We start from the raw sequence: 24,834 nt of genomic DNA on the forward strand, positions 1-24,834 counted from the left end.
GTCCTCATGGCTGAGGCCGTCATCGTTTCGTACGCCCGCTCGCCGATCGGCCGCGCCGGCAAGGGTTCTCTGGTGAGCATGCGACCGGACGATCTGGCCGCGCAGATGGTGCAGGCCGCCCTGGACAAGGTTCCGGGCCTGGACGTGAGCGATGTCAACGACCTGCTGCTGGGCTGCGGCCAGCCCGCCGGTTACGCCGGTTTCAACATCGCGCGCTCGGTCGCCGTGCAGCTCGGCTACGACGCCCTGCCGGGCGTCACCGTCAACCGCTACTGCTCCTCCTCGCTGATGACCACCCGCATGGCGTTCCACGCCATCAAGGCGGGCGAGGGCGACGTGTTCATCTCGGCCGGTGTCGAGACCGTCTCCAACTTCCCGAAGGGCACCGCGGACGGCTGGCCGGACAGCCACAACCCGCGCTTCGCCGACGCCGAGGCCCGCACCGTGGCGACCAAGGCCTCCAACGCCACCTGGACCGACCCGCGCGCCGAGGGCCTGCTCCCGGACGTGTACATCGCCATGGGTGAGACCGCCGAGAACGTCGCGACCTACACCGGCATCTCCCGCGAGGACCAGGACCACTGGGGCGTGCGTTCGCAGAACCGCGCCGAGGAGGCCATCAAGTCCGGCTTCTTCGAGCGGGAGATCACCCCGGTCACCCTGCCCGACGGCACCATCGTCACCACCGACGACGGCCCGCGCGCCGGCACCTCCTACGAGAAGATCTCGCAGCTGAAGCCGGTCTTCCGCGAGAACGGCACCGTCACCGCCGGTAACGCCTGCCCGCTGAACGACGGTGCGGCCGCGCTGGTCGTCATGTCCGACGAGAAGGCCAAGGCCCTGGGCCTGACCCCGCTGGCCCGCATCGTGGCCACCGGCGTCTCCGGCCTGTCCCCCGAGATCATGGGCCTGGGCCCGATCGAGGCGGTGCGCAACACCCTGAAGAACGCGAACATGACCATCAACGACCTCGACCTGTACGAGATCAACGAGGCCTTCGCCGTTCAGGTGCTGGGTTCGGCCCGCGAGCTGGGCATGGACGAGGACAAGCTGAACGTGTCCGGTGGCGCGATCGCCCTGGGCCACCCGTTCGGTATGACCGGCGCCCGCATCACCGCGACCCTCATCAACAACCTGCAGACCCACGACAAGCAGTTCGGTCTGGAGACCATGTGTGTCGGTGGCGGCCAGGGCATGGCGATGATCATCGAGCGCCTGAGCTGATACCTCGGCACTGACGCGGGCCGCTCGACCTCACGGTCGGGCGGCCCGTTTCGTTATTACCTGGCGGGTAATCGACTTCGTTCCCGGCGGGCGGAAACATCAAGGGCAGCACAGCAATCCGATCGAGGAGCCCGAAATGCCCGGTTACGCCATCGCCAATCTGTGGGACGTCGACATCAACGCCGAGATCGTGGAGTACCTCGAGCGCATCGACTCCACGCTGGAACCGTTCGGCGGCAGGTTCATCGTGCACGGCGGCACCCAGCGGGTCATCGAGGGCCCGGCGAGCGCGATCGCCATCGTCATCGAATTCCCCGACCACCAGGCCGTTCTCGACTGGTACGAGTCGGCCGCCTATCAAGCGATCCTGCCGCTGCGGGTGCGGAACTGTTCCAGCATCGCGATTCTCGCCGACGACTGCGGCGCGGATCACGTCGCCACCGACGTGCTGGAGGAGGTGGTGAGCAACGACTGATTCTGTTCTCAGGCTTGGCTACACAGCGGTGGGCGGGCACCGGATTCCCGATGCCCGCCCACTCGCGTATTCAGCTGTGTGTCAGCCCTTCCGGACTAGCGATCCTGGAAGTAGCTCAGCAGGCGCAGGATCTCGAGGTAGAGCCAGACCAGGGTGACGGTCAGGCCGAACGCCACGCCCCAGGCCGCCTTCTCCGGAGCCTGGGCCCGGATCAGCTGGTCGGCGGCGTCGAAGTCCAGCAGGAAGCTGAAGGCCGCGACACCGATGACCACGAGGCTGAAGACGATGGCCAGCGGGCCGCCGTCACGCAGGCCGAAGCCGCCCGCGGTGAAGAACCCGGCGACCAGGTTACCGAGCATGAGCACCAGGATGCCGATCATGGCGCCGACGATCATGCGGGTGAAGCGCGGGGTGACGCGGATCGCGCCGGTCTTGTAGACCACGAGCATGCCGAAGAACACGCCGAAGGTGCCGAGCACGGCCTGCGCGATCAGGCCCGAGCCGCCGACGCCGCCGATCTCCACATTGGTGAACAGGAACGAGAACGAGCCCAGCAGCAGGCCTTCCAGCGCCGCGTAGCTCAGCACCAGGGCCGGGTTGTCCTGCTTGCGACCGAAGGTCATGATCATGGCGAGCGCGAAGCCGCCGAGACCGCCGACCAGCAGGAACAGCATGGCGAGGCCGTGGTTGGCCGAGGTGAGCGCGTAGGACAGGATCGCCGTCAGGGTGACCACGCCGAGGGTGATGCCGGTCTTCTGGACGACATCGTCGATGGTCATCGGACGGGTGGTGGGCACGGCCGGCTGGTAGGGCTGCTGGTACCCGCCCGGGTACTGCGGCGGCTGCTGGCCGTAGGGGTTGCTGGGGAACTGTCCGGCTCCAGGGGCCGAGCCGAAGCCGGCATAGCCGCCCTGCTGGGGCTGCATGTTCCGGAAAACCGGGTTGGAAGTGGAGCGCGTCACCGTGCGTCCCTTTCTGGAGTCGCGGCTCACGTCGTTCGTGGCCCTTGAAGCTACTCGTCCAACGTGTGGTGGGGGCCCGGAGTTCCCGAACCCCACCAGAGCGGACCAATCGGACTTTACCTCAGCTTTACTGAAGGATCAGTTCAGTTGACCCATCACACGAGTCGCGATCAGCTCCAGGTGGTCCAGATCCGACAGGTCCAGCGTCTGCAGGTAGACCCGGCGGGTCCCGGCGATCTCCGCGTAACGGCCCAGCTTGTCGACCACCTCGTCCGGGCTGCCCGCCAGGCCGTTGGCCCGCAGCTCGTCCACCTCGCGCCCGATGGCGGACGCGCGCCGCGCCACCTCGGCGTCGCTCGCGCCGACACAGGCGACCAGGGCGTTGGAGAAGGTGATGTCCGCGGGATCGCGGCCGATGTCCTTGGCCGCCATGCGGACCCGATCGAACTGCTCGGCGCTGGCCTCGGCGGACTGGAACGGCGCATTGAACTCGGTCGCGTACCGCGCGGCCAGGCGCGGGGTGCGCTTGGCGCCCATGCCGCCGATGATGACCGGAATGCGTTCCTGCGCGGGCTTGGGCAGCGCCGGGGAATCGGTGAGCGTGTAGTGCTCGCCCGCGAAGGAGAAGGTCTCCCCCACCGGCGTCGACCACAGGCCGGTGACGATGGCCAGCTGCTCCTCGAAGCGCGGGAACTTCGCGGCCGGGAACGGGATGCCGTACGCGGCGTGCTCGGCCTCGAACCAGCCCGCGCCGAAACCGAATTCGACACGGCCGCCGGACATGGCGTCGACCTGAGCCACCTCGATGGCCAGCACGCCCGGGTGCCGGAAGGTCGCCGAGGTGACCAGGGTGCCGAGCCGGATGCGGCTGGTCTCGCGGGCCAGCCCGGCCAGGGTGATCCAGGCGTCGGTGGGGCCGGGCAGGCCGTCCGCGTCGCCCATCTTCAGGTAGTGGTCGGAGCGGAAGAAGGCGTCGTAGCCGAGGTCCTCGGCGGCCTTGGCGACCGTGCGCAGGGTGTCGTAGGACGCGCCCTGCTGGGGTTCGGTGAAGATTCGAAGATCGATTCGTCCCATGACCCTATTGTTCGGCGTCGCGCAGACCACACACCGACCGGGTCACAGTGAACTTGCGATTGCGGCCCATCACATCGGTTCTGCCGACCATGCGCTCCATGACGCTGCGGTAGTTCAGGTGCGTGTTGTAGACGGTCCACAGTTCGCCGCCGGGACGCAGCACGCGGCCGGTCTGCTGGAACATCTTGATGGCCGAACCGGTGTGCACGGCCGCGCCGATGTGGAACGGCGGATTGCACAGCACCAGGTCGGCGCTGTTGTCGGGAGCGCTGGACATGGCGTCGTCGCGCAGCACGGTGACCCGGTCGGCCACCTCGTTGGCGGCGACGGTGGCGCGGGTGGAGGCGATGGCGGCGGCGGACTGGTCGGTCGCGGTGACCCGGATGCCGGGGCGGGCCTTGGCCAGGGCGACCGCGAGAATGCCGGTGCCGCAACCCAGGTCGATGGCGTCTCGGGCGTCGGGCTTCATCCGGCGCAGGTGGTCGAGCAGGAAGCGGGTGCCGATGTCCAGGCGCGGGCCGGAGAAGGCCGCACCGTGGGCGACCACCTCCAGGTTCTGCTCGTCGAGGCGGTTGTGCACCGGAAAGCGGGGCTCGCCAACGGGTTTGGGCTCGGCGGCGAGCAGGATGCGGGACTTCTGGCGGCCGCGGCTGGCCCGCACCGAGCCGAAGGATTCGGCCAGCACCTCGTTCATGGCCGGGGTCAGGTACTTGTCGCGGCCGCCGGCGAACACCTCCACCTCGGGCAGCGCGAAACGCGCGATGGCGTCGGCGGTCTCGGCCAGGCCGGCCAGGGCGCGCGGCAGCCGCCACAGCACCACGCGCACATCGGAGAGGAGGTCCGGACCCAATTCCTCGGTCGAATAGCGATCGGACAGTCCGACAATTCGGGCATTGTTGGCGAGCGCCGATTCGCCGGTCAGCAAATCCTGATGCACGCGCACGCCGCGTAGGTCGTGCGCGGCGATCGCGCCGAGGGTCAACGCGCCGTAGCCGTCGTCGATCACCGCCACCCGCCGGTCACCCGCGGCGGCCAGCGAATCGGCGGCGACATCCAGCATGAGCCGGTCAGCGGCATCGACCGCGTACAGGTTCACCGCTTCGACATCCGGATACCGCCGCAGTCGGCGCAATACGTCCTCGACCTCAACCACACCTACAGTGTGCTAGATCATTGCCGGGCTATTCCATTCGGCACCGTCGGTGACCCTTTTCCGAAATAGAATGACCTGCGCGCAATTCTGCGACACGCAAAATTCGTGTCGGTCCCGTTCCGGATGCGGGTCGATCCCGTTCACGCCGAATGGATTTCCGCCACGCTCCCCTCACCCCGGGGCATGAACGCGGCCGCCGCGATCATCACCGCCGCCATCACGGCCACGCCCACGAAGACCAGGTGCACCGCGGGCGCGAGATCGGCCGCGGCCGGATGGTCGGCGTTCCCCAGGCGCGCGTTGACCACCGCGCCGAACACGGCCACGCCGACCGCGCTGCCCAGCGAGCGGGCGAACATATTGGTGGCGGTCACCACGCCGCGCTCGGACCATTCGCTCTGGGACTGCGCCGCGATCAGGGTCGGAGTGGCGACCAGGCCCATGCCCATCCCGACGATGAAGCAGCCGATCGCCACCTGGGCCAGGCTCGAACCCGCGCCGACCAGCAGCAGCGACGCCGCACCGACGGTGGCGAGCACGGTGCCGATCAGAGCCGTCGACCGGAAACCTATGCGCAGGTATACCTTCCCGGCTTGGGAGGCGGCCAGCGGCCAGCCCAGGGTGAGCGCGCCGACGGTCAGTCCGGCGATCATCGCGCCGCTGCCCAGCACGCCTTGGGCGAAGGTCGGCACGTACGAGGTGAGCCCGAGCAGGATCGCGCCGACCAGCAGCGAGACCAGGCTGCTGGCCACCACCACGCGACGGGTGAAAACCCACAGCGGCAGAATCGGATTCGCGGCTCGCCGCTCCACCAGGGCGAAGGCGATCAGAGTCGCCACGCCGCCGCCGAAGAGCGCCAGGCCGGCTGCCGAATCCCAGGCCCAGGCCTGCCCGCCCTCGAGCAGCGCCAGGATCAGCGCGCCCGCGCCGACGGTCAGCAGCCCGGCGCCGAGATAGTCGATCCGATGACTCTGCCGCGGAGCGCTTTCGGTGAACTTGCGCAGGATCATCCAGCCGGCCAGCGCGGCCAGCGGCAGATTGACCAGGAAGATCCACCGCCAGCTGATGTATTCGGAGAACACCCCGCCCAGCAGCGGACCCACCACCGACGAGGTCGCCCACACGCTGGCCAGGTACGCCTGCACCTTGGCCCGCTCCTGCACGGTGTAGACATCTCCGGCGATGGTCATCGCGATCGGGCTGACCGCGCCCGCCCCGATGCCCTGCACCGCCCGGAACACGATCAGCCCGAGCATGCTGGTGGCGAGCCCGCACAGCAGCGACCCGAGCGCGAACACCCCGATCCCGAACAGCATCACCGGTTTCCGCCCCACCATGTCGGCGAGCTTGCCGTAGATCGGGACGGTCACCGCCTGTGCCAGCAGATAGATGCTGAACAGCCATGGGAACTGCGCGAATCCGCCGAGCTGGTCGGTGATGGTGAGCACCGCGGTCGCGATCACCGTGGAGTCCAGCGCCACCAAGGAGGTCGACAACATGAGCGCCGCGAGAATCGGCCCGCGCTCCGACCGCAATCCGACCGACGACTTCACATCCGTAGCCGTCACCGGCGACCCCTTCTCCACAACCCGACTCACCACTGAGTCGAACGTATCGCCCGGGCCGCTATTCCCGCGGGGTCAGAACGGTTGGAGGCTGCCCCACGACCATCCGGCGCTGCCCGAGCCGAGCTGGCCCGCCAGTCCGCACGGGGAGGTCGCGGGCGGTGTGGCCGGCGTGCTGCCCGCGGGTGCGGCTTGGACGTCGACGGCGACCGTCATCGTCTGCCCGGCGTACTCGACGGACAGGACGTGATGTCCGGCCGTCCGCGGGACCCACTTGATGGCGGCGACCGGCTGCATCTCGCTGTCGCCGACGTGCGACGATTTCGTGCCCGTGACGCACTGGCCGTTGTCGTAGAAACTCACCCAACTGTCCTGGGCGCTCAAGCTTGCGGAGACCGCGTACGCGGTTCCGGTGTAATAGGTGTCGGCACTGCTGATGTGAACCGCCACGATTCCGGCCGATGCGGTGGGCGCGCCCGCCGTGACCACGGCCATCGCGGCGGCGAATCCCGCCGTACCCCAGCCGATTCGGCGGCCTCGATATGCACTGGGAGAACCCACGGTGGGAACCTTTCTCTTCGACGGCTCTCCGTTCCCACCGCGAATCCTGATCTGAAGCACAGGCATTTACACGCCCCTGTTTCTGGTGTCTCCAGCCGGTCGCCCAGCTGGGCTAGAGAGTGGCCGCCAGATCCCGCAGGACGGGCAGGCTGACCGAGCCCGCGCCGAGGACTTTGTCGTGGAAAGCCTTGATGTCGAAGGCGGTTCCCAGGCGCTCGGCGACCTGCGCGCGCTGGCGGCGGATCTCGAGCTGGCCGACCTTGTAGGCCACCGCCTGACCGGGCATGGCGATGTAACGGTCGATCTCGACGCGGATCTCCTCGACGCCGACGGGGGCGTTGGCGACCATGAAGTCGATGGCTTGTTGCCGGGTCCAGCCCTTGGCGTGCAGACCGGTGTCCACCACCAGGCGGCAGGAGCGCCAGGAGTCCGCGGCCAGCATGCCGATCCGGGCGAGGTCGTCGGGGTAGAGGCCCATTTCGTCGGCGAGGCGCTCGGTGTAGAGCGCCCAGCCTTCGACGAAGGCGGTGTTGGAGAACGACATTCGCTGGAAGGGCGGGAGATGGTCGAGTTCGTTGGCGATGGTGAGCTGGAGGTGGTGGCCCGGAATGGCCTCGTGGTAGGCGACGGCCGCGGTCTCGTAGCGGTTGCGGGTGCCGGGTTCGCGCAGGTTGACGTAGTACGCGCCGGGGCGGGAGCCGTCGGCGGCCGGCGGGAAGTAGTAGGCCGCGGGCGCGTCGGCGGCCAGGAAGTCGGGAACGGGCAGGATGTCGCAGGATTGGCGGGGCAGGCGGCCGAACCAGCGGGGCATCTCGGCCTCGGCGGCGGCCAGGCAGGCGCGGGCGTCGGACATGATGTCCGCGGCGTCGGTGTAGCGCAGCGCCGTGTCCTCGCGCAGCCGGGCGAAGATGACGGACTGCTCGGTGAGACCGAATGCGCGCCCGCCGATCTCCTCGTATTCGGCCCGCAGCCCGGCCAATTCGTCCAGGCCCAGCTGGTGGATCTCGTCCGCGCCCAGGTCGGGCAGCGTGGTGTGCCGCTGCAGCAGGCGGCGGTAGATGTCGGCGCCGTCGTCGCCGAGCCAGCACAGGCCGGGCCGCTCGTCCGGGCGGGCGACGGGCCGGAGCTCGGTGTCGAGCGCCTCCCGGTAGGCGGCGAAGGCGGGCCGGATGACATCCCGCGCGACCTCGGCCAGCTCGGCGCGCCAAGCGCTTTCGCCATCCCAGCCGGCCGGACCCGCGAGGGTGACGAAGGGATCATCGGCCAGATCCGCGGACAGGTACCCGTCGAGCTGGTTGAGCGAACGCTCGATGGTGATGTGCGCGGGCGTGCGCCCCGCCGCGAGCCCGGCCCGGAACCGCTCCACCGCCTGCGCCATCAGCGTGCCGAACTGCCGGTAGCGCAGCACCAGATCACGCGCGTTCTCCGGCGCGGGCGCGTTCACCTGCGGAGCCATGGTCAGCATGGCCGAGTGCACCCCGGTCATCTGATCCGAGGCCAGCTCGATCGGCCGCCACTCCAGATATGAGACCGCCGAGGCCAATTCGGTCCGCAGCAGACTCCGCGTGGTGCGGTCCTCCTCGCTCAACCCCGCCGCGTCGAGCGCGTCCACCTCGGCCAGCAGCCCCCGCCAGGTGCCGAGCAACCGCTGCTCCGCCCCCGCCGACAAGTCCTCGATCCGATCGTCGAATCGCCTGTCCCCCAAGAGGGTCGCCTCACTGGGCGCGGACTCCAGCATGGCGTCCCAGTACCGGTCGGCGAGTGCGATGAGCTCCTTGTGCGCGTCCATGCCGACCATCATGCCCGCGCCCGCCCCCGCGGCGGGGTCGCCGCGAAACTTCGCACCCCTCAGCGGCGGGGCGGCACCGGGATGCGCATCAGGTCCTCGGCCACCACGATCTCGCCGTCGAAATGGGCTCGGGCGTCGGCCAGGTGCTGGTCGAGGGTGCGGTAGCGCTGGGAGTAGTGGGTGAGGACGAGGGTGCGGACGCCGGCACGGGCGGCGACCCGGGCGGCTTGGCCCGCCGTGAGGTGGCCGTACTCGACGGCGAGCTTCTCGTCGGCGTCGACGAAGGTCGCCTCGATGACCAGCATGTCGACGCCCTGGGCCAGATCGTGGACGCCGTCGCAGAGGCGGGTGTCCATGATGAAGGCGAAGCTCTGCCCCGGGCGGGCCTCGCTCACCTCGTCGAGAGTGACGGTGCGGCCACCGATCTCGACTTCGCCGCGCCGCTGCAGTTCGCCCACGACCGGACCCGACAGACCCAGTTCGCGCAGCCGCTCGGGAATGAAGCGCAGGCTGTCCGGCTCGTCGAGGCGGTATCCGAACGCCTCCACCGGATGCGAGAGCCGCGCGGCTCGCAGCGTGAAATCGGCTCCCGGCGGGGGTAGTTCGCCATTGTCGGTGATCGGGTGCGGGTGCAGTTCGACCTGGCGGTTGTGCGCCGAGGAGTCGACCAGCCGCTCGTAGAAGACCTCACCCGAGGCCGGGAAGTAGACGTCCACCGGGTGCAGCGCCCCGTCGAGGCTGATGCGGCCGAGCACTCCGGGCAATCCGAAGCAGTGGTCACCGTGGAAGTGGGTCACGCAGATGCGGGTGATGCCGCTGGCGGCCACGCCCGCGAAGCTCATCTGCCGCTGGGTGCCCTCCCCCGGGTCGAACAGCAGCCCCTCTCGGTCCCAGCGCAGCAGGTAGCCGTTGTGATTGCGCTGTTTGGTCGGTACTTGGCTGGCCGTTCCGAGAATGACCAGTTCGCGCTGTGACACGGCCGCCAGGCTACCGGCCGGCCCGCGGTTCCTCGCGGCGGCGAGTCCGGCGCGTCCCGGTGGACATACCGACAGGGGGTATGACTGAGGTGGGTAGTATGTCCGGGTGGTCGAGCAACGGTCCCCCGGCACCCGGTTCATCCGGGCCTTCGGGCTGCTCGCACTGCTGGCCGGATTGGTGGCCATGCATGCCCTCGTGTTCGGCATGAGCCACGACGGCATGGGCCATCACTCGGGTCCCGCCACCAGCGCACCGGCGGCCATGGCCACCAGCGCACCGGCCGCGATGGCCGACGCGCCGATTTCCCCGCACGACGCGCTGCTGGAAGCCGCCTCGATCGCCGTGCCGACGGCCATGGACCAGTTCATGTCCATGCCCGGCTGCGGCGGTGACTGCGGCAATGGTCACGCCGGTATGCACGGCTGCCTGTTCGTCCTGGCGGCCTTGCTGCTCGGCCTCGGGCCGGCGCTGCTGGCCTGGGTCGGTCTCGGCCGCCGCGACACTCTCCTCCCGCCCCCGCGCCACCCGCGCGGTTTCCCCGCCCGTCCACCTCCGTGGACGGTTCTCTCCCTGGCCGACCTGGCGATTCTGCGGATCTGATGGGCCCGCCGCGCCGCGTTACCTCGCGCGGACGCGGACTTCGGCCTGCCCGGATCCGGATCACTCACCAAACCCCAAGGAGTTCAACCATGTTCAGCACCCGTCTCAAGTTCGCCCTGATCGCCGCCACCGCCGCCACCGCGCTCGTCGCGGCTGGCTGTAGCAGCAATGACAATGAGGGCTCGAAGGCCACCACCACGACCGCGGCCATGGATCACGGGACCATGCCCGGCATGGGTCACGGCACGTCCACCACCTCGGCGCAGGCGGCGACGCGCAGCGACTTCAATGACGCGGACGTGACCTTCCTGCAGATGATGTACCCGCATCACGCGCAGGCGGTGGAGATGGCGAAGCTGGTGCCGACCCGTTCGCAGAACCAGGAGCTGCTCACCCTGGCCAAGGCGGTGGAGGCGGCGCAGACCCCGGAGATGCAGCAGATCACCACGCTGCTGCGGAGTTTCGGCAAGCCGGCCCCGTCCGCGGACATGGGCGGCCACGCCGGCACGGACGGCATGATGACCAAGGATCAGATGGCCAAGCTGGAGAGCCTGTCCGGCCCCGAGTTCGACAAGCTGTGGATGCGGATGATGATCGAGCACCACCAGGGCGCGATCACCATGGCGAACACCGAACTGGCGCAGGGCTCCAACGCCGACTCCAAGGCGATGGCGCAGGCCATCGTCGCCGCCCAGCAGCAGGAGATCGATCAGATGAACAAGATGCTGGCCCAGGGCTAGTCCTCGAAACACGAACGGGTGCGCCGGTTTTCCGGCGCACCCGTCGCGTGTCTGGTGCGGTCAGCTGCCGATCACGGCGTTCATGATCGTCCCGGCGCTGGTGGCGGTCGCGCCGCCGATCATGGCCCCGGCCACCATCTTCGGTGATTCGAGCCCGCCGCCGCTCCACTTCTCCCAGGCGAACCGGCCGCCGCCGTAGGTGATGGCGGTGACGCCGGACAGCATGGTGAACCAGGTGAAGTAGCGGACCAGCTTCATCAGCTTGTCCGCCACCGGCGGCGTCTCCGGGGTGGGGTTGCCGATCTGCGCGACAACCGAGGTGTAAGCGTCATGCACGGCGAGGAGCATGCTCACGATCGGTTCCTCTCGGGATGCTGAAGCGGTGCTGATGGGCGGAACTTGTGGCACAACTCTCACTATTCGAGAGCAATTGAACCGCATTCCGGGAGGTGAATCCGTGACGACACACCACCAGCACCGAACCTGAGCACCCGATCAGCTACCGGTTTTCACATCCTGGCCGTTCATCAGGGAGTGCCGGCGCCCGTAGGCGAAGTACACGACCATGCCGATCGCCATCCAGATGACGAACCGCAGCCAGGTCTCCACCGACAGGTTGAACATCAGCCACGCGCAGGCCAGCACCGACAGGATCGGGATGAGCGGCACCAGCGGCACCCGGAATCCGCGCGGCAGGTCGGGGCGGGTGCGGCGCAGCACGACCACGCCGATCGACACCAGCACGAAGGCGAACAGCGTGCCGATATTGACCATTTCCTCGAGCGTGCCGAAGTCCACGAACCCGGCCAGCACGGCGCAGATGACACCGACGATGGCGGTGATCCGGACCGGGGTGCCCTTGGAGCCGGTGTGGGCGAGCTTGCGCGGCATCAGACCGTCGCGCGACATCGCGAACAGCACCCGGGTCTGCCCCAGGAACAACACCATGACGACGGTGGTCAGACCGGCCAGCGCGCCGATGGAGATGATGTTCTTGGCCCAGGTGACGCCGTGGATGGCGAAAGCCGTTGCGAGCGTGGCGTCGCCGCCCTGCAGGTCCTTGTAGGACACCATGCCGGTGAGCACCAGCGAGACGGCCACGTACAGCACGGTCACGATGGCCAGCGAGCCCAGGATGCCGCGCGGCACATTGCGGGCGGGGTCCTTGGTCTCCTCGGCGGCGGTGGCGACCACGTCGAAACCGATGAAGGCGAAGAACACGATGGAGGCCGCGGCGAGCAGGCCGTACCAGCCGTAGTGGCTGTTGCCGCCGCCGGTGACCAGCTGGAACAGGGTCTGGTGTACCGCTTTCGCGCCGCCGGTGTCGGCGTTGGGGACCGATTCGGGGATGAACGGTTTCAGGTTGGAGGCCTTGAAGTAGGTCGCGCCGACCACGACCACCAGGGCGATGACGGCCAGTTTGATGGCGACCGCGACCGCGGACACCCGCGAGGACAGTTTGGTGCCCATGGCCAGCAGCACGCCGAGGACGGCGATCAACAGCACCGCGCCCCAGTCGAACTTGACCGATCCGATATGCCAGATGGGCTGGGTGTTGAGGACCGTGCCCAGGTATTGCGACCAGCCCTTGGCCACGACCGAGGTGCCGAGGGCGAATTCCAGGATCAGGTCCCAGCCGATGATCCAGGCGATGAGCTCGCCGAAGGTGGCGTAGGAGAAGGTGTACGCGCTGCCCGCGACCGGCACGGTCGAGGCGAATTCGGCGTAGCAGAGCGCGGCCAGGCCGCAGGCCACGGCGGCGAACACGAAGGCCAGCGAGACGGCGGGCCCGGCCATGTTGCCCGCGGTACGCGCGGTGAGGGTGAAGATGCCCGCGCCGACCACGACCGCGACGCCGAAGACCGTGAGGTCCCACGAGGTCAGATCCTTGCGGAGCTTGGCGTCCGGATCGTCGGTGTCGCGGATCGACTGTTCGACCGACTTGGTCCGGAACAATCCGCTGCCACGCGGGGCAGCGGGACCGGCGGTGTCTCGCGGGGAGTCCGATAACGCCACTATCTCTCCTAAATCTGGCTTCTCGGCAACAAAATAGTTCTCACCGATCGGTCACCGGCGGACTTCCGGCCGGTGCGCCGTCGCTGGTGGCCGGAGTTATCGGCATCACACGAAACCGTAGCATCGGCTGGTACGTACCAGTTCAGCAACTGGCTGGACAACGACAAGATCCCTGCGTGCCGTCATCGCGCCACGCCGAGGACCGTCGGGTCGGATTACTGTTTCGGTATGGGTGTCGGGGGCCAGGACACGGGTGGTGATCCCGAGGCGCTGGATCGGGTGCTGGCCGGCGCCCGCGGGGTCCGGGTCCGCGAGATGCCGGGCGACGCGCCGACCCTGCTCGAGGAGCGCGACCCGGTTGCCGTGCGAGCGCTGCGGGAGGCGCTGCGCGTCACCGACCTGCCCGGCTTCGTATGCATGTGCTGGGGCGATGTGGTGCTCGACTTCTTCGACGCCGACGAACGCCCCCTCACCGCCGTGACCCTGCATCACGGCTACTCGATTCGCTGGTCCGGATGGCCGCGGGACGCGCGGCTCGCGGACGGGGTCCGCTCACTGGAATGGCTGGCGGTGCGCGGCGTCGCGGTACCGCTGCGCGAATTCCGCGCGGCCGAGCAGCGCCAGGCCGAGAGCGACCGCACCGCACGCCGCTGGGTGGCCGGTATTCCCGAACCCCTCATCCCCTTCGCCGGACTCTTCCTGGATACCTCCACCACCGGCGGCGGTCTGACCGGACCTCAGGTGGAGGAGGCCCGCGCCCTGCTCCTGAAGGCGTACCCGGATCCCGTCGATCGAATCCTGCGGCTGTGCGCATGGTTCGCCGGTGGCACCGGGAAGTATTCGGGATACCCTGCGCACGAACGGATTCCGGCGCAGCTCCTACTGTTGGAGGACCGCGCAGATTTCGCGCGGGCGGTGGAGCTGGCCGACGACCAGGCCACCGCGGGCGCGGTCCGCTACCTGCTGAGCTGGGATACCCGTCAGTGCTTGGCCCACCTGCTGTCCGCGCTGTCCCCGGGCGGTCGCCGCAAGATTCTGGCGCACGCCCGGGACGCGGAATCCCGCCGCTGGCTACAGCGTCGCATCGCGGGATTGCGGTAGCTCAGCCGACCGGGGCCGGACGCAGCAGCTCCTCGCCGCAGAAGCGCCGGACCACGTCCTCATCGCTGAATTCGGACTTGGGAACACCCTTTTCGTTGTCGACGCCGCAGGTGCTGTTGCCGTCCTTGTCGTAGGTCCGGATGATCTCGGCGACGAACACCAGTTTCGATCCGACGAACTGCTGGAATTCGATGTACTTGGCGGCGGCGCCGCCCTTGGCCTCTCCCGCGATGTAGCCGCTCGCCGTGCGATCGACGCCGATCCCGAAAACCTTGCCGGCTTCGACGAATTCGGGCGTGGCGGCCTTGGGCCGGAAGACGACGTAGTTCGAGTTGCCGACGATCGCGGTGGATATCGGCACGATCAGCTCGTCGCGGCCGTCGACGTCCAGGTCGGCCAGATACGGTTCGGAGGGCACCTCGGTGTCCTGGACGGACAAGGTCTGCAGGGACTTTCCGTCGCTCCCCGTGACATCGATGCTCGTCCGGGCGCCTGCGCCGGAACTCGCCCGGTGCCGCACGACGAACGAGAGCCCCGCGCTGTCGCGAGAGGTCAATCGGCAGTCCGGCAGCACATCGTGCGCGCCCGCGCCCGCGCCGCGGATATCACCGCATCTCGGCAGGGCCGCCGCGTCCACCGTTGCGGTCGGACCCGGTTTGGTGGTCGTCTTCGTCGCGACCGGTGTCGAAGTCGACGCCGGAGCCTGTGGATCCGCGGTGGTGTCGTCGGGCCCGCAGGCGGTGAGCAGTACGCATGTCGTGATGGCCAGCATCGGCCAGAGCCTCCCCATGCTCAGGAGATTAGCCTGGAATCCACGGTCGAGTTTCCCGAGAGCAGGCCGCAGGCGTCGCACGCCATCAATGGCGAGTACCCCCGACGAGATCGCGGCGCGGGTGGCGCAGTTCCTCGGCGAGATCGAGCCCGCCGCGGGCTGATTCGCCGGCTACGGCACCAGGACGGCGCGGCCCCGGATATGCCCGGCGTCCAGCCGCCGCAGCGCTTCCGGGCCGTCGTTGAGGTCGAAGCGCTCGACCTCCATGTGGATCTTGCCCGCCTGCGCGAGGGCCACGCAGGCGTGCAGGTCGCCGCGGGTGCCACCGAGCGATTTGCGCACGGTGGCGCCCCACGGCCAGCCGGGACCGCCCGCGGGTCCGGCGGTGATCTCCGGTGCGCCGCCACCGATTCCGACCATGCGATAGGCGCCGTTGGGGGCGACGGTCTCGCAGGCCAGCTTGGCGGTCGAGTCGACGCCGACGAAGTCGAACACCGCGTCCGCGCCGCGCCCGTCGGTGAGGTCGAGGATCTGCTTGGCGGTGTCATCGCTCGAAAGGAAGCCGATGTCGGCGCCGCAGTCGCGGGCCAGGTCCAGCTTCTCCTGGGCCTGGTCGACCGCGATCACCCGGACGCCCGAGATGGCCCGCAGGATCTGCACGCCGACGTGGCCGAGCCCGCCGATGCCGATGGCGAGGACGGTGCCGCCGGGCCGCAGGGCTTCGCGGGCGCCGCGGATGGCGTGGTACGCGGTGAGGGCGGCGTCGGCGACGGGGGCCGCCTGCACGAAGTCGAGGTCACCGATGGGTACGAAGGCGCTGGCCGGGATCCGCATGTATTCGGCCATACCGCCGTCGAGGACCAGGCCCGGGGTGGGCGGCATGGCGACGCGGCCGGCGGCGAGGCAGACGTTCTCGTTGCCGCTCACGCATTCCCGGCAGACGCCGCAGGTCCAGAACAGGTAGACCAGGCCGCGTTCGCCGATCTCGCGACCGTTGACGTCGGAGCCGATGGCCTCGATGGTGCCCGCGACCTCGTGGCCGATGGTGAGCGGGTCCTCGCGCAGCTGGATGGGGAAGTTGACCAGGGTCAGATCCGAATGGCACACCCCGGCCGCGCCGACCTTGATCAGCAGGTCGGTGGGTCCGATGTCCGGTACCGGGATGTCGTTGATCTGCACCTTTTCCGGGCCGGTCCACTGGAGTGCGCGCATCGTGCTTCCTTGCCTAGATGTTGTGACCTGGCGCACACGGTAGCATTCGCTTTACACCGCGTCTAGCGAATGACGGAATGTCTACCGATAACCGCCAAACCCTTCCCGACCCGGAAGACACGTGTCTAGGCTGCCGTCCCATGAACTCACCGCGGATCGCCATCGTGGGCGCCGGAATCTCCGGCATCTGCGTGGCCGTGGCCCTGCGACGCGCCGGATTCACCGACTTCACCATCTTCGAGAAGGCCCGGGACTACGGCGGGACCTGGCGCGACAACAGCTATCCGGGCCTGGTGTGCGATGTGCCGTCGCGGTACTACCAGTTCCGGTTCGCCATGAATCCCGCATGGACGCAGCTGTATTCGGCCGGGCCGGAGATCAAGGACTACCTGGTCGGGGTGGCGCGCGAGCACGGCCTGCACCGCAACACCCGCTTCGGCGCCGAGGTGACCGGCGCGGTGTTCGACGGCGACGGCTGGCAGGTCACCACTGCCGACGGAGCCACGGAACGCTTCGACTTCGTGCTGTGCGCGACCGGTTTCCTGCATCACCCGACCTGGCCCGACATCCCCGGACTGGACGAGTTCGACGGTCCGGTCATGCATTCGTCGCGCTGGCGGCACGAGGTCGAGCCGCGCGGCAAGCGGGTCGGCGTCATCGGCACCGGATCCACCGGCACCCAGCTGGTGGGCGCGCTGGCCGGCGTGGCCTCGGAAGTCGTGCTGTTCCAGCGCACTCCGCAATGGATCCTGCCGACCGTGAACCGCCCGTACACGAAGGTGTCCAAGCGCCTGTACCAGCTGGTGCCCGCCCTGGGCATGGTCCCCTACTGGTTCAATCGTGGTGCGTTCGCGGTGTTCTCGCGGGGCCTGGTGCGTCCCGGGCGGGTGCGCAAGCTGATCCAGTGGGTGGTGGAACGCAATCTGCGCACGGTCGAGGATCCCGAACTGCGCCGCAAGCTGACCCCCGACTACCAGGCCATGTGCAAGCGGCTGGTGGTGTCCGACCGCTTCTACAAGGCGGTGCAGCGGCCCGATGTCAGGTTGGTGACCGAGCGCATCGACAGCGTCGAGGCGCGCGGCGTGGTCACCGCCGGCGGGCGCCTGCACGAGCTCGACATCCTGGTGCTGGCAACGGGATTCGACTCGCACGCCTTCATGCGACCGATGGCGATCACCGGCGCCCACGGCCGCACCCTGGACCAGGCGTGGGCGGCTGGTCCGCGCGCCTTCGAGGGTGTCATGATGCCGGACTTCCCCAACCTGTTCATGCTGGTGGGCCCGCACAGCCCCTTCGCCAACCATCCGCTGACGGCGGTCGCCGAGGCGCAGTCCGCACGCATCGTGGGCTGGCTACGCCGCTGGCGCGCAGGCGAATTCACGACCGTCGAACCGACCCACGCCGCCACCGACCGCTACAACGCGCGGATGCGCGCCGCCGCCCCGAGCACGGTGTGGACCACCGGCTGCACCAGCTGGTACCTGGGCAAGGACGGGCTGCCGGAACTGTGGCCGTGGACGCCGGGCCGGTACGAGAAACTGATCCGTAGTACGCCTGATCCGGTGGACTACCATCTGAGGCACAGTGTTACGAGCGGGAAGTGAGATCGTGGAGAAGGCAGTGTGGCGCTTCGTTTCCCGCTTGATCGGCCACTGGATGTTCGGCCCGGCCCCGGATTGGACCCGGGTCCGCGCCCGGGTCGGCGCGAGCACCGCGTTCGCCCGCGCACCGCGCGGTGTCACCGTCGAGGCCGGTCGGCTCGGCGGTGTACCCGTCGAAACCCTCACGCCGCGTGCGGCTCCCGTCGACGCGGCGGTGCTGTATCTGCACGGCAGCGGCTATGTGATCGGCAACTCGAGCATGGTCCGGCCCCTGACCGGCGCGCTGGCGGCGGCCATGGGCACGACGGTCCACTCCCTCGACTACCGCCTGGCGCCCGAGCACCCGTACCCCGCGCCCATCGAGGACACGGTGGCCGCCTATCGAGCGCTGCTCGCACAGGGCATTCCGGCCGAACGTATTGCGGTGGTGGGTGATTCGGCCGGTGGCGGGCTGGCGCTGGATCTGGCGACGCGGTTGCGCGACGAGGATCAGCCGCAGCCCGCGATCCTGGGACTGATCTGCCCGGTGCTGGATCTGTCCGCGAGTTCTTCAGCGTTCCACTGCGATCCGAGCCGGGAGCCGCTGCTGAATCCGCCGCTGATGGCGCAGTTCATGGACGCGTACCTGCCCGGTGTTCCCGAGCAGGAGCGGCGCGCTCGTTCCCCGCTGTATCGGGACATCACCGGTCTGGCGCCGATCGTGATGCATTCGTCGGGGGACGATCTGCTCGCCGGAGACGCGCGGGAGTTCGCCGCGCTGGCCGCGAAAGTCGGCGCGCCCCTGCGGCATCGCGAGTTTCCACATCTCTGGCACGTCTTCCATGTGCTGCCGATGCGGATAGCGCGCGAGGCGGTGGACGATCTCGCGACCATGCTGGCGGACCGTCTCTTCGGCCATCACCTCGGCCACCGGACGGGCCGCTGACCAGAGCCGAAGGCAGGCTCAGGCGAAGGCGCGGCTGACCACCGGCACCACGAACTCCTCGAGCATGGCGCGTTCCTCCGCCTCGTCGCGGCCGGGTGCGGCGAGGAAGGAGACGATGATGCGGGTGAGCCAGCGGGCCAGGCGGCTGCGTTCGGGATCGGTGAGCGCGGTGGGGGTGAACAGCCCCGCCGCGATGGATTCGATGACGTCGGAATCCTGGCTGATACGTCCGGCGGCGCCGGATTCGCCGGGCCGGAACCAGGCGATGAGCAGCGGCTCGGCGCGGACGGCGCGGATCGAGCCGAGCATGGCGGCCACCACCTTCTCGGCCGGGTCCTCGATCGTGGCGACCTGCTCGAATACGCCCGCGGCGATGCGGCGGGTGGCGCGGTGCACGAAGGCGAGGCGCACGGCCTGGCGGTTGTCGAAGTAGCGGTAGAGGGTCGCGCGGGAGCAGCCGGCCGCCTTGGCGATATCGCCCATGCCGACGGCGGCGACGCCGCGCTCGGCGAACAGGCGCGCGGCCGCGTCGAGAATGCGCTCGGCGGCCAGGTCGGCCCGTCCGTCGGCCAGCCAGTCTCGGCTCATGCGATGTCCTTTCACGCCCGATCTGAGACCCCGCGGCGGAGTCCCCTCGATGGTCGCGGGTCCGGCGGCGACGCTGCCGCCGGGCCCGCTCACTCACACTCTGCCCGCGCGTCGCGCGGACGGTGCGGCCGGGCCGACACCGTGCGGGCGAACCCGCACTCCGCTGGGTGCCGGCCCGGAGTTCTGGATCGGCTCAGGCCGCCGCGCGGAACGGCACCGAGATCGGCCAGCGCACGTAGTTGCCGTGCGCCCACTGCACCGCGTCGAGATCGACGGTGAAGTCGGGGCAGCGCGACAGCAGTTCCTCCAGCGCGACCCGGGCGACCATGCGTGCGGCGGCCGCGCCCAGGCAGTGGTGGTGGCCGTGGCTGAAGGTCATGATCCGCTTGGGGTTGCGGCGCACGTCGAGTTCGCCCGCGGTGGGGCCGAATTCGCGTTCGTCGCGGTTGGCGGACCCGTAGCACAGCAGGACGCGCCGCCCCTCGGGGATGGTGACGCCGTGCAGTTCGATATCGCGGGTGGCGGTGCGGGCCAGGCCCTGTACCGGGGAGGTCATGCGCAGGAATTCCTCGACCGCGTCGGTGATGAGCGCCGGGTTCTCCACCAGCAGGCGACGCTGCTCGGGGTAGGCGGTGAGCAGTTGCACCGCGCCGCCGAGGTTTCCGGTGGTGGTGTCGTTGCCGCCGGTGATCATGGTGAAGGCGAAGCCGAGCATGGCCAGCAGGCCCTCGTTGTCGCCCTCCGCCCCGAGCCCGGAGGCCAGCAGGTGCGAGATGGTGTCGTCGCCGGGTTCCTTGCGGCGGCGGTCGATGAGTTCGCTGAAGTAGCCGACCATCTCCCCGACCGCGGTGAAGGCGTTCTGGTCGCCGGCGGCAAGTCCGGCCCCCGCGACGGCGCCGCCGACGATGTTCTCGGTCCAGTCGTCGAAGCGGTCCCGATCCTGTTCCGGCACACCGAGGTAGTGCGCCACCACCATGGTGGGCAGCGGCTTGAACAGTTCCTTGACGATGTCGCCGCCGCCGGCCGCGCGCAGCCGCTCGATGCGCTCGACGACGAAGGCGCGCACCTCGGGTTCCACCGAATTCACCTGGCGGGGCGTGAATCCCGGGGAGACGCGGCGGCGGAAGTCGGTGTGGTCGGGCGGGTCCATGAACACGAACGGCTTGGCGGCGCCGAAGCCGGCGGCGACCAGGTCCACGTAGTCGACGGTCAGCCCGGAGGCCGAGGAGTAGTTCTCCGGTTCCCGGGCGGCCGCGTACACGTCGGCGTGCCGGGTCAGGACGTAGAAGTCGTCGGATTCGCGGCCTTCGGGGACGACCCGGTGGACCGGATCGTGGTCGCGCAGTTGGGAATACATGGGATACGGATCGCGCCAGGTTTCCCCGGATCGCAATTCGAATCGCACCGCATGAGACGCCGTTGAACTCATGAACCGACGGTAAGACAAAACACACACTATGTCTAGAATCTGTTGCAAAGTTGCGCCGATGTACCACGCGGGCGGATCGGTTCTAGAGCACGCGGAAGCGCACCGGATGCGCGAGCGGGCGACCCGCGTCATCGAGATGATGCAGCAGGTAGGAGCCGGTGGGCAGCGGTCCCAGCCGCGGGCCGGGGTCGATCGCGGCCACCTGCCGCACGCCCGCCAGGGCAGCGTTTCCGGCGTCCGGCGCCGCCTGCTCGGTGACGCCGAGGACCACCTCGTCCCGGGTCACCCCGTTCCCCAACGCGAGACCGCGCAGCACCGGCGTCGCGGGGACGGCGGTGGTGAATCCACCGGGGTCGGCGTAGACGGCGAGCCGATGCCCGGCCACCGCCTCGGCCAGACCGTAGCTCACGACGAGATCGCGGCCCGGCTCGTACAGGGACCGGTCCAGCAGCAACCGGGTGCGGGGCGCGGCATCGTCGGCGGTCTTCCCGGCCGCGCCGTTCTCCACGAATCCACGTGCGCGGCACAGGAATCCAGCGTCGGTGGACGCGGACACCGACAGGTCGTACCAGCCCGCGCCTTCGGACTCGCTCTCGCACCGCATGTCCCGGCGTTCGGTAGCCCCGGCGGCGAGGTCGATGGTCCACGGCCCGTCACCGCGGTACGCGTTCGAGACCAGTCGCACCGAAACAGGTTTCGTCCCAGGGTTTTCGAAGGTCCACGCCAGTGTGCGCCACCCCGGGCCGCCCGCGGCGGTCGCGGTGACCCGCAGCCCGCCGCACGGTCCGCCGAGGTCTCCGGCGAATCGCCGCTGGAAGCCGTCGGGGCCGTAGAGGGTGTAGTCGTAATGGCCGTTCACCGCCGGTAGCTCGTGCGTGACCGAGCCGCCGCCGGTGAGATCGAAGCGGGTCGGCGTGTGATCCGTGGCGAAGGCGTTGGGGTACACCAGGCAGTGCGCGGCCGCGGTCCCGTCATTGTCGATGGTCAGCGTGATCGCGTCATCGGGTCCGGGCGCGCAGCGCGCCCGCAATCGATACGGCAGCGGCACCCGCGACCGGCTGCCGCTCTGTTGTTTCGGCATCCGCTGCACGAACGGAAGCGGCTGCGCCACACCGGACATCGGCTGCTCGGCGCGGGGCGAGGCGTTCGGCAGGATGAGGGTGCGCCGGGATCCGAAGTCGAACAGTGCGGACAGGTCGCCGCACATCTGCCGCCGCCACGGGCTGATATTCGGTTCGGCCACGCCGGTGACGCGTTCCAGGAACTTCAGAACCGAGGTGTGGTCGAACAATTCGGAGCAGACGGCCTGCTTGCTCCACGGCGACACCACGATCGCGGGTGTCCGCGCGCCCAGGCCGACATTGTGGCGGCCGAAGTACTCGCCCAGGGTGCCCGGCGGTGGGGTCGGGGCCGGGATGTGATCGAAATACCCGTCGTTCTCGTCGTAGTTGAGGATGAAGACGGTCTTGTTCCACACGTCCGGATGTTCCGCGAGCGCCTCCAGCACGCCGTGCACCAGGGCTTGGCCATTGCGCGGGCCCATCACCGGATGCTCGCAGTCGACGTAGGGCGCGACGATCCAGGACACCGTGGGCAGTCTCCCGGTGGCCACGTCGGTGCGGAAGGATTCCACCAGAGTGCCGGTGCGCGACCGCAACAGCCCGCGCTCGACCAGGGCCCGCTGCCCGGCCGACAGTTCGTCCATCCCCCGTTTCAGGGCGGAGGTGTAGGCGGGTTCCAGGCTCGGATCCTTCTCCAGGTCGGCGTAGTAGCGGAAGAAGTTCTCGAAGGCGACGCCGCGGCCGCCGTTGGTGTACTTCAGCGCGGTGCGCGCGGCCTCGCGGAACGGCAGGAAGAAGTCGAGCGCGTTGTCGGTGTAGTTGTCCCATTCCTGGTAGACGCGCCAGCCGATGCCGCGGTCCTGGAGTCGTTCGGCGTAGGTGGTCCAGGGCAGGCCGAAGATGATGTCGTTGACGTAGCGCCCGGCGTCGGGACCGAGCAGGGCGTCGTAGAGGAACAGATCGCCGGTGCGCGGCCCGACCAGTCCGGCCAGCGCGGCGGCCACCGGCGGCGGGAGCGCGCCGGTCAGGCCGTGCACCAGGCCCAGGACCGCGTCCACGATGCCGGTCACCGGCAGGCTGCGCATCCAGCGCAGTTTCAGATCGTCGGAGAACAGCGAGACCTGCAGGTTCTCCGCGTAATTGTCCAGGGCGAGCGGGTTTTCCACGGTGCCGGTGAACAGGTACATGCGGTTGGGGTCGGTGGGCCCGTTCACCGAGCAGTGGTAGCTGTCGCACAACGTGAACGCCTCGGCGAGCTGGTAGTAGAAGCCCAGGCTGTCGCGGTCGTAGCCGACCATGGTGCCCTCGCCCTTGGCCTTGATCCAGCCGTCGTTGCGGCCGGCGGCGAAAGCCTCGTGGCCGGTGCGGGTTCCGTGATCGGTGCCGTCGATGTTCTGCAGCGTGGTGGTGTACGGCAGGACGACGCGGCCGCCGTCGGGCTGGTGGAAGACCGAGCGGCCGGTGGACAGTTGCAGCGCGTTCAGGTCGGCGTAACCGCGGACGCCGGGCATGGACCCGAAGTAGTGGTCGAAGGAGCGGTTCTCCTGCATCAGGATCACCACGTGCTCGATGCGGTCCCAGCCGCCGGGCGGGGCGGGTTCGGCCCAGGCCTGGGCCAGGCTCGGCGGGAGCATCGACATGGCTCCGGCCGCACCACCGGCGTGCGCGGCGTGCTTCAGAAAACGCCTCCGATCCATGGCATCCCCTAATGAGCATCGGAACGGCTATCTCGAGGATCGCCGACCGACCTTGGGGATTCGTGGCGGTGAGGGGGCTCACCGGTGAAGGGTCAGTTAATTCAACCGGTGCTGTCATCGGTGCGGACCAGCACGAAGACCAGTTCCGTGTCGCCGATGCGCAACACCGCTCCGTCGGACAATAGCCCGCTGTCCACGATGCGCGCGCCATTGACATACACACCGTTGGAGGAGTGCAGGTCCTTGATCACCCAGGTGTGACCGTTGTCGATGAGCAGGGCGTGGTGGCGGCTGACCCGGCCGTCGGCGAGCGCGATGTCGTTGTCGGACAGGCGGCCGATGCGGGTGGCGGAGCCGACCACCGGGTGGACGTGCCCGGACCGGTCACGCAGCAGCGCCTGCGGTTCGTGCCAGCTCCGGTCCACGATGGTGGTGGCTCGGGTGGCCGAGGCGGCGGCGACCTGGCGCACGCTGATCGGATCCTGGCGCAGGATCCGCGATTCCAGTTCCCGGATGCGGTGGCCGGGATCGATGCCGAGTTCCTCGGCGAGGATGCCGCGCAGGCGACGGGCGGCCTCCAGCGCGTCGGATTGGCGGCCGATCATGTAGAGCGCGGTGATCAGCTGCTCCCACAGGGATTCCCGCAGCGGGTGGTCGCGCACCAGCAGATTCAGTTCGGAGACCACGCCCTCGGCGCGACCCTGCGCGATATCGGCCTCGGCGCGGGCCTCGATGACGCCGATCCGCTCGTCGTCGAGGGCGACCGCGTAGGCGTCGGCGAAGCCGAGCCCGCGCAGATCCGACAGCACCGGGCCGCGCCACTGCGCGAGCGCGTCGGAGAGGGCTTCGGTGGCGGCGGCGAAGCGTCCGGCGGCCAGCGCGCGCAGGCCGTTCTCGCGGCGGGTGCGGAAGCGGAAGACGTCGCAGGCGGAGTCCTCGACCACGATGCGGTAGCCGGTGCCCATGTGCTGCAGCATGTTCCGGGCGTCGATGCCGCCGTCGCGCAGCGGCTTGCGCAGGTTGGAGACGATGGCGTGCAGGCTGACCCGGACGTCGGGCGGCGGATTGTCCTCCCAGACGGCGCTGGCCAGCGCATCCACCGAAACCGGCCGGTTGGCGTTGATGACCAGATAGGCCAGCACCGCCCGCTGCTTGGGCCCGCCCAGCTGCTGCGCCACCCCGTCGATGGTCAGCTGCACCGGACCGAGCACGCCCACCCGCGCCCGCACCCCATCCATCGCCGACCTCCCGCCGGACCCCATTTCTCGCCCGTCACTGTAACTGCGCACGGCCGCCCCCGCCCTTCGCATC

The 24,834-nt window shown here is 69.1% G+C and carries 22 protein-coding genes; 7 read left to right on the forward strand and 15 right to left on the reverse strand.

Translation table 11 applies throughout. The features are described from left to right. Positions 1-6 precede the first annotated feature (6 nt). The gene (locus ACWELJ_RS02180; RefSeq protein WP_452364344.1) at positions 7-1,224 is read left to right on the forward strand and encodes an acetyl-CoA C-acetyltransferase; all 1,218 of its coding nucleotides are present in this window, start codon (positions 7-9) and stop codon (positions 1,222-1,224) included. 136 nt (positions 1,225-1,360) lie between these two features. Continuing rightward, positions 1,361-1,699, forward strand: coding sequence for a DUF1330 domain-containing protein (locus ACWELJ_RS02185; RefSeq protein ID WP_452364345.1), 339 nt, complete (start codon positions 1,361-1,363; stop codon positions 1,697-1,699). A gap of 95 nt (positions 1,700-1,794) precedes the next feature. Here ACWELJ_RS02185 and ACWELJ_RS02190 read toward each other — a convergent pair whose 3' ends face one another. The 7 genes from ACWELJ_RS02190 to ACWELJ_RS02220 all read right to left on the reverse strand — a co-directional run bounded on the left by ACWELJ_RS02190 (position 1,795) and on the right by ACWELJ_RS02220 (position 9,780). Next, positions 1,795-2,625, reverse strand: coding sequence for a Bax inhibitor-1/YccA family protein (locus ACWELJ_RS02190; RefSeq protein ID WP_452364429.1), 831 nt, complete (start codon positions 2,623-2,625; stop codon positions 1,795-1,797). 174 nt (positions 2,626-2,799) lie between these two features. Next, positions 2,800-3,726, reverse strand: coding sequence for an LLM class F420-dependent oxidoreductase (locus tag ACWELJ_RS02195; protein WP_452364430.1), 927 nt, complete (start codon positions 3,724-3,726; stop codon positions 2,800-2,802). 13 nt (positions 3,727-3,739) lie between these two features. After that, a complete protein-coding gene (locus ACWELJ_RS02200; protein ID WP_452364346.1) occupies positions 3,740-4,888 on the reverse strand; it encodes a class I SAM-dependent methyltransferase in 1,149 nt (382 codons plus the stop codon). Between the two features lie 140 nt (positions 4,889-5,028). Further along, positions 5,029-6,456 (reverse strand): MDR family MFS transporter, encoded by a 1,428-nt coding sequence (locus ACWELJ_RS02205; protein ID WP_452364347.1) that lies wholly within the window; start codon positions 6,454-6,456, stop codon positions 5,029-5,031. Positions 6,457-6,528: 72 nt separating this feature from the next. After that, a complete protein-coding gene (locus ACWELJ_RS02210) occupies positions 6,529-7,014 on the reverse strand; it encodes a hypothetical protein (protein ID WP_452364348.1) in 486 nt (161 codons plus the stop codon). A gap of 112 nt (positions 7,015-7,126) precedes the next feature. After that, positions 7,127-8,803 (reverse strand): DUF885 domain-containing protein, encoded by a 1,677-nt coding sequence (locus ACWELJ_RS02215; RefSeq protein ID WP_452364349.1) that lies wholly within the window; start codon positions 8,801-8,803, stop codon positions 7,127-7,129. A gap of 59 nt (positions 8,804-8,862) precedes the next feature. After that, on the reverse strand, positions 8,863-9,780 hold the full coding sequence (locus ACWELJ_RS02220) for a ribonuclease Z (protein ID WP_452364350.1): 918 nt from the start codon (positions 9,778-9,780) through the stop codon (positions 8,863-8,865). Positions 9,781-9,886: 106 nt separating this feature from the next. Between ACWELJ_RS02220 and ACWELJ_RS02225 the strand changes: the two genes are divergently transcribed. Both ACWELJ_RS02225 and ACWELJ_RS02230 read left to right on the forward strand, forming a co-directional pair. After that, the gene (locus tag ACWELJ_RS02225; RefSeq protein ID WP_452364351.1) at positions 9,887-10,381 is read left to right on the forward strand and encodes a hypothetical protein; all 495 of its coding nucleotides are present in this window, start codon (positions 9,887-9,889) and stop codon (positions 10,379-10,381) included. Between the two features lie 89 nt (positions 10,382-10,470). Beyond that, positions 10,471-11,121 (forward strand): DUF305 domain-containing protein, encoded by a 651-nt coding sequence (locus ACWELJ_RS02230; protein ID WP_452364352.1) that lies wholly within the window; start codon positions 10,471-10,473, stop codon positions 11,119-11,121. Between the two features lie 60 nt (positions 11,122-11,181). On the opposite strand, the gene ACWELJ_RS02235 is transcribed toward ACWELJ_RS02230, so the two are convergent. Next, positions 11,182-11,469 (reverse strand): hypothetical protein, encoded by a 288-nt coding sequence (locus tag ACWELJ_RS02235; RefSeq protein WP_357092367.1) that lies wholly within the window; start codon positions 11,467-11,469, stop codon positions 11,182-11,184. A 147-nt stretch (positions 11,470-11,616) separates the two neighbouring features. Next, the gene (locus ACWELJ_RS02240; RefSeq protein WP_452364353.1) at positions 11,617-13,137 is read right to left on the reverse strand and encodes an APC family permease; all 1,521 of its coding nucleotides are present in this window, start codon (positions 13,135-13,137) and stop codon (positions 11,617-11,619) included. A 228-nt stretch (positions 13,138-13,365) separates the two neighbouring features. Between ACWELJ_RS02240 and ACWELJ_RS02245 the strand changes: the two genes are divergently transcribed. After that, positions 13,366-14,238 carry a hypothetical protein gene (locus ACWELJ_RS02245; RefSeq protein WP_452364354.1) on the forward strand — a complete coding sequence of 291 codons (873 nt, stop codon included), beginning with the start codon at positions 13,366-13,368 and terminating at the stop codon, positions 14,236-14,238. A gap of 1 nt (position 14,239) precedes the next feature. Here ACWELJ_RS02245 and ACWELJ_RS02250 read toward each other — a convergent pair whose 3' ends face one another. After that, positions 14,240-15,028 (reverse strand): hypothetical protein, encoded by a 789-nt coding sequence (locus ACWELJ_RS02250; RefSeq protein ID WP_452364355.1) that lies wholly within the window; start codon positions 15,026-15,028, stop codon positions 14,240-14,242. Between the two features lie 153 nt (positions 15,029-15,181). Beyond that, entirely contained in the window at positions 15,182-16,222 is a 1,041-nt protein-coding gene (locus tag ACWELJ_RS02255; RefSeq protein ID WP_452364356.1) for an NAD(P)-dependent alcohol dehydrogenase, read from the reverse strand. A gap of 140 nt (positions 16,223-16,362) precedes the next feature. On the opposite strand from ACWELJ_RS02255, the gene ACWELJ_RS02260 reads away from it, so the two are divergent. Further along, on the forward strand, positions 16,363-17,826 hold the full coding sequence (locus ACWELJ_RS02260; RefSeq protein ID WP_452364357.1) for a flavin-containing monooxygenase: 1,464 nt from the start codon (positions 16,363-16,365) through the stop codon (positions 17,824-17,826). 4 nt (positions 17,827-17,830) lie between these two features. Next, positions 17,831-18,748, forward strand: a complete 918-nt coding sequence (locus ACWELJ_RS02265) for an alpha/beta hydrolase (protein ID WP_452364358.1) — start codon at positions 17,831-17,833, stop codon at positions 18,746-18,748. An 18-nt stretch (positions 18,749-18,766) separates the two neighbouring features. On the opposite strand, the gene ACWELJ_RS02270 is transcribed toward ACWELJ_RS02265, so the two are convergent. The 4 genes from ACWELJ_RS02270 to ACWELJ_RS02285 all read right to left on the reverse strand — a co-directional run bounded on the left by ACWELJ_RS02270 (position 18,767) and on the right by ACWELJ_RS02285 (position 24,761). Continuing rightward, entirely contained in the window at positions 18,767-19,336 is a 570-nt protein-coding gene (locus tag ACWELJ_RS02270) for a TetR/AcrR family transcriptional regulator (RefSeq protein ID WP_452364359.1), read from the reverse strand. Positions 19,337-19,529: 193 nt separating this feature from the next. Continuing rightward, positions 19,530-20,765 carry a cytochrome P450 gene (locus tag ACWELJ_RS02275; protein WP_452364360.1) on the reverse strand — a complete coding sequence of 412 codons (1,236 nt, stop codon included), beginning with the start codon at positions 20,763-20,765 and terminating at the stop codon, positions 19,530-19,532. Between the two features lie 82 nt (positions 20,766-20,847). Continuing rightward, positions 20,848-23,523: an alkaline phosphatase family protein gene (locus ACWELJ_RS02280; protein ID WP_452364361.1), complete on the reverse strand. Its 2,676-nt coding sequence runs from the start codon at positions 23,521-23,523 to the stop codon at positions 20,848-20,850. Positions 23,524-23,624: 101 nt separating this feature from the next. Further along, the gene (locus tag ACWELJ_RS02285; RefSeq protein WP_452364362.1) at positions 23,625-24,761 is read right to left on the reverse strand and encodes a BTAD domain-containing putative transcriptional regulator; all 1,137 of its coding nucleotides are present in this window, start codon (positions 24,759-24,761) and stop codon (positions 23,625-23,627) included. Between the last annotated feature and the right edge of the window lie 73 nt (positions 24,762-24,834).

It is taken from the genome of Nocardia sp. NPDC004582 (assembly GCF_053602115.1).

Coding starts and splice junctions, on each gene's coding strand:
- ACWELJ_RS02245 (WP_452364354.1), top strand. CDS start 13,366: ATGGGTGTCGGGGGCCAGGACACGGGTGGTGATCCCGAGGCGCTGGAT.
- ACWELJ_RS02255 (WP_452364356.1), bottom strand. CDS start 16,222: ATGCGCGCACTCCAGTGGACCGGCCCGGAAAAGGTGCAGATCAACGAC.
- ACWELJ_RS02190 (WP_452364429.1), bottom strand. CDS start 2,625: ATGCAGCCCCAGCAGGGCGGCTATGCCGGCTTCGGCTCGGCCCCTGGA.
- ACWELJ_RS02275 (WP_452364360.1), bottom strand. CDS start 20,765: ATGAGTTCAACGGCGTCTCATGCGGTGCGATTCGAATTGCGATCCGGG.
- ACWELJ_RS02215 (WP_452364349.1), bottom strand. CDS start 8,803: ATGGACGCGCACAAGGAGCTCATCGCACTCGCCGACCGGTACTGGGAC.
- ACWELJ_RS02250 (WP_452364355.1), bottom strand. CDS start 15,028: ATGGGGAGGCTCTGGCCGATGCTGGCCATCACGACATGCGTACTGCTC.
- ACWELJ_RS02260 (WP_452364357.1), top strand. CDS start 16,363: ATGAACTCACCGCGGATCGCCATCGTGGGCGCCGGAATCTCCGGCATC.
- ACWELJ_RS02285 (WP_452364362.1), bottom strand. CDS start 24,761: ATGGATGGGGTGCGGGCGCGGGTGGGCGTGCTCGGTCCGGTGCAGCTG.
- ACWELJ_RS02180 (WP_452364344.1), top strand. CDS start 7: ATGGCTGAGGCCGTCATCGTTTCGTACGCCCGCTCGCCGATCGGCCGC.
- ACWELJ_RS02235 (WP_357092367.1), bottom strand. CDS start 11,469: ATGCTCCTCGCCGTGCATGACGCTTACACCTCGGTTGTCGCGCAGATC.
- ACWELJ_RS02280 (WP_452364361.1), bottom strand. CDS start 23,523: ATGGATCGGAGGCGTTTTCTGAAGCACGCCGCGCACGCCGGTGGTGCG.
- ACWELJ_RS02230 (WP_452364352.1), top strand. CDS start 10,471: ATGTTCAGCACCCGTCTCAAGTTCGCCCTGATCGCCGCCACCGCCGCC.
- ACWELJ_RS02185 (WP_452364345.1), top strand. CDS start 1,361: ATGCCCGGTTACGCCATCGCCAATCTGTGGGACGTCGACATCAACGCC.
- ACWELJ_RS02270 (WP_452364359.1), bottom strand. CDS start 19,336: ATGAGCCGAGACTGGCTGGCCGACGGACGGGCCGACCTGGCCGCCGAG.